Below are 11,955 nucleotides of genomic sequence, written 5' to 3'. Positions count from 1 at the left end.
AGAACCTCCTGTACGCCGTCGCCCATCTCGATGATGGACACATCGAACGTACCGCCGCCCAGATCATATACCATAACCTTCTGGTCGTTGCCCTTGTCAATTCCATAGGAAAGAGCCGCGGCCGTCGGTTCGTTGATGATTCTCTTGACATCCAGACCGGCAATCTTACCGGCGTCCTTTGTCGCCTGACGCTGTGCGTCGGTAAAGTAAGCGGGAACAGTGATGACCGCGGAGGTAACCGGTTCGCCCAGGTACGCTTCTGCGTCCGCCTTCAGCTTTTGCAGGATCATCGCAGAGATTTCCTGCGGGGTGTAGCTCTTGCCGTCGATATTCACCTTGTAAGAGGAGCCCATTTCTCTTTTAATGGAAGAAATGGTACGCTCGGGGTTGGTGATGGCCTGGCGCTTTGCCACCTGGCCCACCATGCGCTCGCCGGTTTTGGAAAACGCCACAACAGACGGAGTGGTGCGCGCGCCTTCCGCGTTTGGAATAACGACAGGCTCGCCGCCTTCGATAACAGCTACGCAGGAGTTGGTTGTTCCTAAGTCGATACCAATTGTTTTTGCCATACTTATTACCTCCAAAAAGTTAGGTTATTATTTTATAAAATCAAGCCGAACCGATTCGGCAGCCGCCGTCAATTCGCGGCGGATTCTTCTGATCAGACCGTCAGTTGGCCACTTGAACCATCGCGTGGCGGATGATACGATCGCCGATGCGGTAACCCTTTTGCAGCACCTCGGCAACGACATTCTCGCCCAGATTTTCATCCTCAATATGAGAGACGGCATTGTGTACCTCGGGATCAAACGGTTCTCCCTGCTGACCGATCGCCGTAACGCCCATTTTCTCGAGCGTGCCATTCAGCTGGGTGAGAACCATTTCAACGCCCTTGCGAAAATCCTCCACGGTGCCGCCCTGCTGAGCCAGCGCGCGCTCCAGATTGTCGCAGACCGGCAGAACCTTTTCAATGGTATCCGCCGCGGCGTCTGTATAAACCATTGTTTTCTCGCGCTCGGTGCGCTTGCGGTAGTTATCGTATTCCGCCGCGGTGCGCAAAAGCAGATCCTTCTGCTTTGCGAGATCGGCTGCGGACTGCTCAAGCTGCTCCTGCAGCTTTTTCAGCTGTGCGTCTCCCGGCGTTTCCGCCTGCGGCTGCTCCGCCGCGTTACAATCCTTTTCTTTCTCTGTCTCTGCGGCCTGTTCGGCCTGCTGCTCCGCCTTTTTCGCGGCATCCTGTTTGCTCAAGGAGATTGCCCCTTTCCGCTGCCGTCCCGCGGCAGCCCGTCATTCTATTAGTTCAATTTTGAATTGATTGATTATTCCTCCTGACGAAGCTCCGTCAGAAGTCGCCCCACTGTGTGAGACAGGTAATCCAGCTTGCCTATCAGCCCCGCGTAATCCATGCGGGTGGGGCCGATGATGCCGATTGCACCGGCGCGCTGGCCGTCAATTGCATACTGCGCCACAATAATGCTCGATTCCCGCAGCTCGGGATGCCGGGTTTCATCCCCGATCATCACGCGAACCTCTTTCTGCGGCTGCAGAAGAAGCTCCGCCAAATCCTGCGGACGTTCCAGAAAATCCATCACTCTGCGGGCGTTGCCGCGTTCAAACTCGGGGTGGAACAGCAGGTTCATCTGCCCGTTGAGGCGAACCTCCGGTTCAACGGATTCCTGCGCGGCCTCCAGCAGCGCCATCAGCGCCGAGGACATCATCACCGTCAGATCGCCGAGAGAAGCAGCCAGGGTCTGAATATACGCCGGGGTGACGGCGGCCACGGGCACACCGGCCAGGCGCTCGTTGAGCACGCGGAAAAATACCCGCAGAATCTCGGGGGACAAATCGAATTCGCATCGGAAAATCTGGTGCTTCATCGTTCCCGCCGAGGTCAGCAGAATCAGCATGGCGGTTCTGCGGCTCGTCTGCACAAACTGCAGCGCGCGAATGTCCGCTTTTTTGCCCGACGGAGCGGTGGAAACCCGCCGCAAAGCGGGTCAATCCCGCCAGCATATGCGATACGCCCTCCAGCAGCTTCTGCTGGTCGTATGCGCTCGAAAACAGCATTCCCTCCAAATACCGCTGCTCTTCCTGTGTGACGGGTTTGAGACTCATCACACAGTCGATATATACGCGGTAGCCCTTCTGGGAAGGAATCCGCCCGGCGGAGGTATGCGGCTGCTCTAAAAGCCCGATCTCTGCGAGATCGGCCATTTCATTTCTTACCGTGGCGGAGGAAACGCCCAAATCGGCGGCCAGCGCTTTCGACCCGACCGGCTCGCCGGTTTTTACATAAGCATCTACAATTGCCGCCAGCACCTTCAGTTTTCTATCGCTCAGCTCCATTCCTCTCACCTCATTTTCAGATTTTAGCACTCTATGCTTTTGAGTGCTAACTCCTATTTAATAATTTATCATTCCGGGCCGGTATTGTCAAGATTTCAAATGTAAATTAATTATTAATGTGTACCGGAAAAGCCGCAACATTCCCGGATTTCCGCCAAATTGGCAAATTTTCGTTACAGGCTGAGCCTGGCAGGTGAAACCTGCACATAAGTCGCGGGCTAGCCTGCGGGAAAATATCTTTTCTCATCGCGCAGGCGAAATTTGGCGAAATTTTTTTAAAATAAAATTTTTTGCAGATTTCTCCCCGCGCGGAAAATACTGCTTGCGCAGGGCATGCCCCTCAGGCCGGAGCGGGCAGGCCTGTGCCAGCAGTATTTCCTCGTGAGGCAACTCACAGAAAAATCGCTTTTTCACACCAAGATAAAAAAGAAATATTATCCCTGCGGTGAAGCTAAACTGAAAGACTTTCCTTTTTTAGAAAGAAAAGAAAGAACGGCCCCAACATGAGGAGCAAGCTCTGCGCCAGAAGAATTCACACGGGAAACTCGTAAAGAAAAAATATTTACAATTGGCTGGCCGTTTTCGCGTGAGAACAGCCAGCGTACACGCGACGAATGGAGCGCGAAGCGAAAGTTCTTCTTTTCGCTGTCCCGCGACGTACATGCAGGCTTAGCCTGCCGCGACGTACGTGCAGGTTTAACCTGCAAAAATAAGCGCTGTTCCTCAAAAGGAACAGCGCTTATGGCCGGGCGGCCGGGTATCTGCACACAAACGGTGCGCGCAGAAATGGTTCTCTTACAGACAAGGGCGGCAGGGCCGGAATTGGCGATGAACAGAGAACATCGCCTCAGCATGAGATTCGGGGGAGAATGTTCATGAAAAAATTCTCCGGCCCGTGCCGGGGCTTGCCTGTAAGGCAACAAAAAAGCGCGTGTTACGGAACCCCCTGAATAAGGGGCGCTTCCATAAACACAGCGCCTATATCACAAGTGCAATACACAACTCCCGCGTTGGTGGGATTCTCATTCTTGCTACAGCCCCCTATACAAAAGGGGAAAAATGAGTTATACTGTGTCTGCATAGTGCGGCTTTGCCGTTGCTTATGGAGGACCTATCTCCGTGGGCAGGGGGCGGGGTGTTCGCTGCACTCCGTCCCTGCTTTGCACTTTAATCATGCCTTACATGGGTATCCTACCATTATTTGGGATTTTTTGCAAGATAAAATACAGATATGAGAAAAATTGTCACATCGTGTTTTTGATGTGCTCCACACCGGGTGTTTCAAACCCGGTGTTATTTTTTTGCCCATTTTGCAGCAGCACCATCATAAATTGAACATAATATCTTTGTATTTTAAATTGTAAATTGTATAAAACAAACTATAATAAAAACGAGGCTATTTTTAGATTCTAATTTTTTGGGAGGGATTCATAGTGAAAAAGGTATTATCGGTACTGTTGGCCGGTGCCTTGGCCATGAGCACCCTTGCGGGCTGCGGAAGTACCCAGAGCAGTACGCCAAGCTCCGGCGGATCGGCGCAGAGCACAGGAGGAGACAACGCCGAAAAGACCACACTCGTTCTCTGGACGAGAGACCGCGCAGATGCCAGCTTTATTCAGCCGTGGATCGACAAGTACAACGAAACCAACAAAGACGGCATTTTCATCGATTACCAAATGTACACCGACAACTTTGAGCAGGCTCTGGATATGGCCTACTCCACCAACAGCGGCCCCGACCTGGTGGGCGTTTCCGGCATGACGGACATTTTCACCAAGTATGTCAATCAGGGGCAGTATGTCGAGATCGACCAGTATCTTACCGACGAACAGCGCGCACGGTATAAGAGCCTTGTTTCCAATGGAATCGACGCCATTGACGGCAAGCTGTATTACATACCTGTATTCGGCAGCACCGGCCGCCTGTTCTACAACGAGGGCATTTTTGAAAAATGCGGAATCAAAGAGCCCCCGAAAACCATGGCGGAGCTGACCCAGACCGCAAAGATCATCACCGACAAGCTCAAGGGAGAGGGCGTTTACGGTTTCGCGATGAACCTGAAGAGCCCCTCGTCCGCACTGCAGCGCTCCATCGATTTTATCGTGCAGCGTTCCGGCGGGAGCAAGCAGGGCTATGATTTTGGCAAGGGAGCCTACGACTTCTCGATGTATGAAGAAGCGGTGAAGGAATTCCGCACCATCTTCACAACCGGCATCGCGTTCCCCGGCTGTGAATCTTTGGACATCGATCCGCTGCGCACCCAGTTTGCGGCAGGCAAGATCGGCATGTATATCTCCTGGTCGCATGCAGACCCCGGCGTGTATGCAAGCCAGTTCCCAACCAATGAAAAGTGGAATGTGGCGCAGCTGCCCACTATCGACGGAAAAGTGTACTCCCAGTCGATTCAGCCTTATAAGGGCTACATGATCACCAAGACCTGCAAGGCGCCCGAAAAAGCGTGGAAAGCCTGCAACGACCTGTTCTATTCTGATGATTTCGTCAAGGCGTACCATGAAGCCGGCCTCGGCAGCGTCATGGTAGACGACCTGAAGAGCCAGGTACAAGCCCCCGAAATTCTGAAGGGCAAAGAAAACGGACTGCTTGGCGCAACCGATAAGTTCTGGCCTGCCACCCCGCAGGAGCTGAACAGCCAGGCTGTTATTGTAGAGGGCAACGATCAGTATACCGATCTTGCCGGGATGATTCTTGGCACAGGCGATATCAAGGCCGGCCTCACTGCTTTGACCGACCGCTACAACGCCGCCCTGAAAAAGGGAATTCAGGAAGGCAAGGGCAAAGAACTGAAAATTGCAAACTGGGATCCCGCCAATCCCAACGGCTGATCAATCCTATAAGCTCCTTCTGTTACGGCGCAGGCCGCTTTGTATGGTGTGATTTGCAACGGCCTGCGTTTTCCCCGGATTTATGCGGAGCGTCTGGTGGCGCTCCGCATAAAAAATCTAAAATCTCTGCGTGATACTTTGAAAGGAGGGCCGGAATCGATGAAAAAGATCAGGGCAAAAAGGGACTTAAAAGAGAGCCTGCAAATTTACGGGATGCTGGCGCCGAATCTGTTTCTCTTCCTGTTGCTGTCCGTATACCCCATTATCTGGACCTTCCGGTTCATGTTTTATTCTTACGGGGGCCTTGGTACCGGAGCGCCGGTTTTTATCGGGTTTGAAAACTTTAAACGGCTGTTTACCAACGATCCCGTTTTCTGGAGGTCCGTCACAAACACCTTCATCTATGCGGCGGGTAAAATCGGGCTGGTGATTCCGCTCGCTTTTTTCTCGGCACTGATGCTGAATCAGAAAACACTGAAGGGCGCGGGCTTTTTACGCGCGACCTTATTCTTGCCCACCATTATGAGCTCCGCCGTGATGGCGCTGGTCTTTTACCTGATGTTCAACGTTTATAATGGCGAGGTCAATAAATACATCATGAAGCTCGGCCTGTCAGAGCTTCCCATCAACTGGCTGGGGCAGGATTACGCCATGCTGACGGTGATCATCATCGGCATCTGGGGCGGGCTTGGCAACTATATGATCTACTTTCTGGCCGGTCTGCAGGGGATTTCGGAAGAAACCTACGAAAGCGCCAATCTGGACGGCGTGAACTGGTGGCAGCGCATCTGGTACATCACTCTGCCGATGCTCGGCCCCATCCTGAAAATGATCCTGATGCTCTCGATCGTGATTGCGTTCCAGGATATGAGCACCGTGATGGTTCTGACGGAGGGCGGCCCCGTCAACGCGACCATGATCATGTTCCTGTACGCGTACCAGTTCTTCTTCCCCATCGCTCCCGGCTCCATGATCGTTACCCAGTTTGGCTACGGCGCTGCGGTCAGCGTAGTCGCCGCGGGGATCGTCGGCATTGTGACGGTCATTTATCTGGTGCTCGCCAGAAAGCTGGATGATCTGTATTAAGGGCAGGGGCAATCCCGGAAAGCAGGTGGAAACAGATGCAAAAAATCGGAATTTTACTGGGAAGGCTTATTTCCTGGGCCATTATACTTGTACTAATTATCTTTACGGTGTATCCTGTACTATATGCACTGCTCGGCTCGTTGAAAACGAACGCCGAGCTGAACCTGGGCAGCTCCGTTCTGCCCGCAGTACCCCAGTGGGAAAACTACTATACCGCTTTTGTCAAATCCAATTTTCTGCAGTATGGCAAAAACAGCCTGATCGTCAGCCTGGCCACCATGGCGCTGGCCGTGATTACGACCTCGCTTTCCGGTTACATATTGGCCCGGTTCGATTTTGTAGGCAAGCGCCTGATGATGGTTTCTTACGGCGCCATGATGTTCGTCTCCATCGGTTCGGTCGCGCTGTTCCCGATCATGCAGCTGCTTGACAAGGTCGGCATGAGCAAATCGATGCTGTCGCTGGTGCTGGTGCTGACCGGCGGGCAGATCGCCAATGTTTTTTTGGTGATGGGCTTTGTCAAGGGTGTGCCGAAAGAGCTCGACGAGGCCGCACGCATTGACGGCTGCAGCATTTTCAGAACCTGGTGGCAGATCATTGTGCCGCTGGTGCGGCCGATTCTGGGTGTGGTGGCGCTCTTTACCTTCCGCAACACGTGGAACGATTACATCACCACTCTGGTGCTGACCATGTCGAACAAGCGCCTTACCACCCTCACGGTGGCGGTTGTTCAGCTTAAATACAGCGTGTTTGCCGCCGCGGAATGGCACATCATGCTGGCGGGCGCGTCGCTCGCGATTATTCCTGTGCTGACCCTCTATTTCTTCACGAATAAACAATTCATTGCGGGGCTGACGGCCGGAGCCGTAAAGGGCTGAGTTCTGCGATCAATGAAATGCCGGGGAGATTCTTATGATCAATCATTTCAGGAGCATGTCTTTAAGGAATCGAATCATTCTTTTAAGCGTCGCTCTTTCAGTGGCTGTATCGGGAATCTTCTCGGTTTCTTATTACCGCAACATTTCGCGGGACTTGGAACAGAGCCTTTCCGACCATGCGATGTCCCTGTCGTTCCAGATCAGTAAATATATGGATGAGCGCCTGCGCTCGATCATCAGCAGGGTGTATACGCTGGTCAGCGGCCCGTCGTATACCACTACCCTGCGGGAATTCCTGCTGGGGAACAATGAATATCAGTATGCGCTCACCATGACCCGCATCAACGGCTTTATTTCAGAGATCAAGATGAGCGATCCCTTTATCAGCTCGGTGTATGTATACACCCCAAAGGGAACCTTTTACGATCTTGCGTCTTACCCCAAGACCGGGTTTGATTTTCTAAAATCCGATTTGTACCGCGAGTACCAGGAGAACGGGGGTCCCGTTCTTTACAAAAGCGCCAAGATGAAGGACGAGATTTTCAAGGGCGACAAATACGTCATCCCGCTTGTGGTGCGTGTGAATCTTTCGGGCTATTTCGGTGAGGTTTACCTGATCATCAACATCGACAGCAACGAAATGGACAAATACCTCTCCAAAAGCATCATCGGCGGCGAGGATGTTGTTGTTGTGGATACGAATAAAAGGCTGATCGCCTCGAACGGGGCCATCGATACACAGGCGTACCGTGACAAAATCACGATACGCCCAAAGCTTTCTCATTGGGACGAGAATAACCGCGATTACATCGTTTCGGCCGACTGCCTGGATTCCAGCAACTGGGTGGTGGTCGTGTTTTCCGATAAATCCCAGAATAAGGCGGCGCTGAACAGCAGCCGGTATCTGGTTGCGTTCCTGATCGTTCTTTCGGCAGTGATCGCGGGAGCCTTCTCGCTGTTTTTCTCCATCCGGATCATCCGCCCGCTCGAACAGCTCCAGCAGTCGATGCTGGCGGTGACAAAGGGCGATTTTACCATGCGGTACGAGTACGGCTACAACAACGAGGTAGGCCGGCTGGCTCGCTGCTTTAACGACATGGTGGAGAAGCTGGGGAATTTTGTCCGCGAGCTGAATTTGAGCATCGAGCAATTGAAGGTGGAGAAAGAGAACGTCAAGCGCGAGCAGACGCTGAAGCGCAAGGCAGAGCTGAACGCGCTGCAGGCGCAGATTGACCCGCATTTTCTGCATAACACGCTCAATTCCATCATCTGGCTGGCGGAGGAGGGCAAATCCGAAGAAATCAGCACGCTTTCGGCGGAGCTGGCCCGGTTCTATGAATACCGCATCCGCGGCACCAAATCCGTGATCTGCATCAACGACGAGATCGAGCAGGTCAAGAGCTACCTGGCGATTCAGAGGATTCGCTACGGGAATTCCATCAGCTACCATTTTGAGCTGGACGAAAGCCTGATGGACCGCCTGATCCTCAAGCTGGTACTGCAGCCGCTGGTGGAAAACGCCATCTTCCACGGGGTGCAGAGCAGCGACCGGCCGCAGAAGGATATTTCCATCCGCGTCTGGGAGGATGAGCAGACCAACATCGTGCTGGAGGTGCGCGACAACGGCGCGGGAATTGAGCCGGAGCAGCTGAAAAAGATCAACGAGCAGCTTTCTGTGTGCAGCTTTGTTCCGAAGGACGGGTATGGCATTTATAACGTGAACGAGCGCATCAAGCTCTATTTTGGCGACGAGTACGGGCTTGTGTATGAGAGCGAGGCCGGAAAGTGGACGCGGGCGATTCTGCGGATTCCGCAGTGGGAGCTTTTGGAGCCGCCGAACAACGAGGAGAATTTTGATGGATAACAAATACAGTCTGCTGATTGCCGACGACGACGAGATCACCCGGGAGGGAATCCGCAAATACCTGCTGCGGCAGTTCCCGTGCATCGAGTCTGTCTGGACAGCCAGGGACGGCCTGGAGGCTTATGAGCTGTTCGAGCAGAAGCATCCCGAGATCGTTTTTACCGATATTGCCATGCCCCGCTGCGATGGGCTGGAGCTGATTCAGACGCTGCACCAGAACGGGTATTCGCCGAAGGTGGTCATCATCAGCGCGCACGAAAATTTTTCCTACGCGCAGAATGCCGTGCGTCTGGGCGTGGGGGAGTACCTGATCAAGCCGATTCTGCCGGCGCAGATCAAACAGATCACGCAGAAGCTGCTGGATGAAATCATTCAGCACGACACATTTTTGAATAACATCAACGAGATGATGAACAAGTACCAGAAGAATCTTCCCATTTTGCGGGAGCGGTTTTTTCATTCCATCCTGCACGAGGAGCTGAGCGGAGAGCGGATTCTGGAAAAGGCCCGGCTGGTCGATCTGGACCTGACGGGCAAAAGCTATACCGTGGCGGTTTTGAAGGTGAGAGCCCACGCGCAGGAGTACCAGAGCGAGGCGGAGCAGTTCGCCAACTTCTTTCCGGCTGTGATCGACACTGTCTTTCCGCCCGAAATACGCGTGTATCACAGAATGCTTGGCAGCTCGGACGAGGTTTTGATCCTCGTTTCCGACGACCCCGACACCAATCGGCTGTTCCGCGCGGCCAACGCCTCCCTGAACAAATTTTTGGCCAGCGCGAAAAAATATACCGGCCTGCTGGTGAGCGGCGCGCTCGGGCGCCAGTACAACAGCACCGAGGGAATTCGTTCCTCCTACCGGGAGGCTGTCAACACGCTTTTGTCCGACGTGGGGCAGCCCGCGGATTCCATCCGCAATTATGAGGATATTTCTCCCAATCTGGATCAGGAGTTCCGGATGGACAGCGAGCTGGAAAGGAACCTGCTGCAAAGCGTGAAATATCAGTCTTACAGCCATTGTCTTGAGCTGATTGACCGCATGGCGGAGCAGGCGGCCAGCTTTGACAATGTGAAATTCGAGTATATCAAAACGTATTTTCTAAAGCTGACGGTGCTGATTTTGCGGGAGCTTCAGGTCACCTATGCGGAAAAAGCGGATTTGCCCGTCCATTTTGACGGCCTGTTCGCCACGGAGGATCTGGAAAGCTGCCTGAGCTGGTTCAAGCTGTTCATCTGCAACGTTGTTTCGCGCTACCAGAAGCTCAATCAGGAAAAGGGGCATTCTCTCGTTAACCGAGCCAAGCATATCATCAGCGACCATATTGCCGACAGCAGCTTCAACATTGACGACGTTGCCTCGGTGCTGTATATCAGCTCCAATTACCTGCGCCAGATTTTCCGGCAGCAGTCCGGGGAATCCTTTGTGGAGTATCTGACGCGTATCCGCATGGAAAAAGCCCTGAAGCTTTTGCAGGACCCCGCCGCCAAGCTGAAAATTCAGGAGATCGCGGAGCAGACGGGCTTCAACAACCAGCGCTATTTTTCGGTTTGCTTTAAAAAATATTACGGCAAAACACCCACAGAGGTTCGGGGGAATTAACCCTGCGTTTTCTGTTGCGATGTGTTTGAAAAATGTGTGTAAAAAGGGAAAGGCCGCCGGCTGTACCGGCGGCCTGTTTATGTTATTTGTGCTCGAGGAATTTTGGTGTCGGTTTTATTCTAGTTGTTTGTTTTGCCGAAAATCAAATCGTCCATGCCGACAAAGGCTTCGGCCGTCATGGTAAGGCCCAGCCGGTAGCCGTAAATCAGGTTGCCGACCGCCGTGAGCCTGTTCAGCTCCCCTTGGGCACCCACGTAGTTTTCAAATACGTTTTTGTCCTCTTCGTTCAGCCTTGCAAGAAGGCGCTCCTCATTTAGGGACAGTACCCGCAGGACCTCCCCGTATTCGGAATCGTGCCGGAAAGTGCATACCTCCGGCGATAGGTTGCCGTAAGCGAATTCTTCTAAAATGCTTGTCATACAATTCATCCTTTCTTCGTTTCCAACAATGCCTTGAAAGGACCGACAGCGCATGTTATACTATTTACACCGCATTTGCTTTCGGGCATCTGTTGGTTTGGGGGAAGTGGCGTTCGCTTTCGTAGGGAAGCGCCGCTTCCTTTCATTTTCTATCGAGGTCGTCATGTACCTTATGAATGCCCCTGCGAATCACTTCTGCTCTGGAAATTTGCAGCTTTTCACTGCTTTCCTTTAGTTTTTCAAACGTTTCATCGTCGGCTAAAAACTTAACAGATACATTCTTAGGGTTATCGGTTGGACGCCCCATTTTTTTCTTCCCCAAAGAATCACCTCACTTTTCGGGGTCATTAATATTCTAAATTTATATATCCCGAAAAGTCAAGATAGTTTTGCTGTCTTTATCCTTTCTTTGTTGTTCCCAACGATGCCTTGAAAGGGCTGACAGCGCATGTTATACTATTTACGCCGCATGTGCTTTCGAGCATCTGTTGGTTTGGGGGAAGTGGCGTTCGCTTTTGTGAGGGAAGCGCCGCTTCCTTTCATTTTTTCAGGCTGTCATGCACCAGATCGATTCCTTTACGGACAACTTCTGAAAGGGTGAGATCGAGCTTTTGTGTACATTCTGCCAGCTTCTCTTTTGTTTCTTTATCCACCCTTACAAAGATTCTGTCTTTCTTGGAATCGTCCGATGGCGGACGGCCAAGTTTTTTTTGCGCCATTTTCTCACCTCTTTATAGTGCGCACAATAATTATAACTTGTGTGCGCACTATAAGTCAATAGACTCAGGTGAGTTTACATTTAAATTTTTTATTATTTTATGGCTTTGCGGTGAAATAGGTTTTTTCTGCGGTTTTCCGCACAGGAAACTCTGCGATGAAGGCTTGTCCCTCGGACCGGGGCAGGCCCTTCCTTTCTTGACGA

General features: G+C 52.3%; 11 protein-coding genes and 1 pseudogene. 5 read left to right on the top strand and 7 right to left on the bottom strand.

All coding sequences use genetic code 11. The features are described 5' to 3' along the window. The 4 genes and pseudogenes from TY09_RS16425 to TY09_RS18890 form a co-directional block, all read right to left on the bottom strand. A partial coding sequence (locus TY09_RS16425; RefSeq protein ID WP_042436589.1) for an Hsp70 family protein occupies positions 1–569 on the bottom strand: 569 nt, incomplete at its 3' end. Positions 570–669: 100 nt separating this feature from the next. Beyond that, positions 670–1,248: a nucleotide exchange factor GrpE gene (gene grpE / locus TY09_RS16420; RefSeq protein ID WP_009064784.1), complete on the bottom strand. Its 579-nt coding sequence runs from the start codon at positions 1,246–1,248 to the stop codon at positions 670–672. A 71-nt stretch (positions 1,249–1,319) separates the two neighbouring features. Continuing rightward, positions 1,320–1,991, bottom strand: a complete 672-nt coding sequence (locus TY09_RS16415; protein WP_242841521.1) for an HrcA family transcriptional regulator — start codon at positions 1,989–1,991, stop codon at positions 1,320–1,322. 202 nt (positions 1,992–2,193) lie between these two features. Beyond that, positions 2,194–2,346, bottom strand: a pseudogene (locus tag TY09_RS18890) (heat-inducible transcriptional repressor HrcA); the annotation flags it as partial. Positions 2,347–3,779: 1,433 nt separating this feature from the next. On the opposite strand from TY09_RS18890, the gene TY09_RS16410 reads away from it, so the two are divergent. The 5 genes from TY09_RS16410 to TY09_RS16390 all read left to right on the top strand — a co-directional run bounded on the left by TY09_RS16410 (position 3,780) and on the right by TY09_RS16390 (position 10,614). Next, on the top strand, positions 3,780–5,189 hold the full coding sequence (locus TY09_RS16410; RefSeq protein WP_052335742.1) for an ABC transporter substrate-binding protein: 1,410 nt from the start codon (positions 3,780–3,782) through the stop codon (positions 5,187–5,189). 159 nt (positions 5,190–5,348) lie between these two features. Beyond that, positions 5,349–6,275: a carbohydrate ABC transporter permease gene (locus TY09_RS16405; RefSeq protein WP_035317066.1), complete on the top strand. Its 927-nt coding sequence runs from the start codon at positions 5,349–5,351 to the stop codon at positions 6,273–6,275. 35 nt (positions 6,276–6,310) lie between these two features. After that, positions 6,311–7,153, top strand: coding sequence for a carbohydrate ABC transporter permease (locus tag TY09_RS16400; RefSeq protein ID WP_042436586.1), 843 nt, complete (start codon positions 6,311–6,313; stop codon positions 7,151–7,153). Between the two features lie 55 nt (positions 7,154–7,208). Beyond that, complete coding sequence (locus TY09_RS16395) at positions 7,209–9,017, top strand: sensor histidine kinase (RefSeq protein WP_187119627.1); 1,809 nt, start codon at positions 7,209–7,211, stop codon at positions 9,015–9,017. Next, positions 9,010–10,614, top strand: coding sequence for a response regulator (locus TY09_RS16390; protein ID WP_042436580.1), 1,605 nt, complete (start codon positions 9,010–9,012; stop codon positions 10,612–10,614). The genes TY09_RS16395 and TY09_RS16390 overlap by 8 nt, the downstream gene beginning before the upstream one ends. 119 nt (positions 10,615–10,733) lie before the next feature. On the opposite strand, the gene TY09_RS16385 is transcribed toward TY09_RS16390, so the two are convergent. The 3 genes from TY09_RS16385 to TY09_RS16375 form a co-directional block, all read right to left on the bottom strand. Continuing rightward, positions 10,734–11,033, bottom strand: a complete 300-nt coding sequence (locus TY09_RS16385) for a DUF6809 family protein (protein WP_042436578.1) — start codon at positions 11,031–11,033, stop codon at positions 10,734–10,736. 142 nt (positions 11,034–11,175) lie between these two features. Continuing rightward, a complete protein-coding gene (locus tag TY09_RS16380) occupies positions 11,176–11,355 on the bottom strand; it encodes a ribbon-helix-helix domain-containing protein (protein ID WP_147584725.1) in 180 nt (59 codons plus the stop codon). A 217-nt stretch (positions 11,356–11,572) separates the two neighbouring features. After that, complete coding sequence (locus TY09_RS16375; RefSeq protein WP_009064739.1) at positions 11,573–11,752, bottom strand: ribbon-helix-helix domain-containing protein; 180 nt, start codon at positions 11,750–11,752, stop codon at positions 11,573–11,575. Positions 11,753–11,955: the final 203 nt, after the last annotated feature.

The sequence above is a fragment of the Faecalispora jeddahensis genome (assembly GCF_000577335.1).
GTDB lineage: Bacteria > Bacillota > Clostridia > Oscillospirales > Acutalibacteraceae > Faecalispora > Faecalispora jeddahensis.
This window is presented reverse-complemented; position numbering and strand designations above follow the sequence as displayed.

What these genes read in the sequence shown, in the direction of transcription:
- TY09_RS16390 (WP_042436580.1), top strand. Translation starts at nt 9,010, where the DNA reads ATGGATAACAAATACAGTCTGCTGATTGCCGACGACGACGAGATCACC.
- TY09_RS16400 (WP_042436586.1), top strand. Translation starts at nt 6,311, where the DNA reads ATGCAAAAAATCGGAATTTTACTGGGAAGGCTTATTTCCTGGGCCATT.
- TY09_RS16375 (WP_009064739.1), bottom strand. Translation starts at nt 11,752, where the DNA reads ATGGCGCAAAAAAAACTTGGCCGTCCGCCATCGGACGATTCCAAGAAA.
- TY09_RS16385 (WP_042436578.1), bottom strand. Translation starts at nt 11,033, where the DNA reads ATGACAAGCATTTTAGAAGAATTCGCTTACGGCAACCTATCGCCGGAG.
- TY09_RS16405 (WP_035317066.1), top strand. Translation starts at nt 5,349, where the DNA reads ATGAAAAAGATCAGGGCAAAAAGGGACTTAAAAGAGAGCCTGCAAATT.
- TY09_RS16395 (WP_187119627.1), top strand. Translation starts at nt 7,209, where the DNA reads ATGTCTTTAAGGAATCGAATCATTCTTTTAAGCGTCGCTCTTTCAGTG.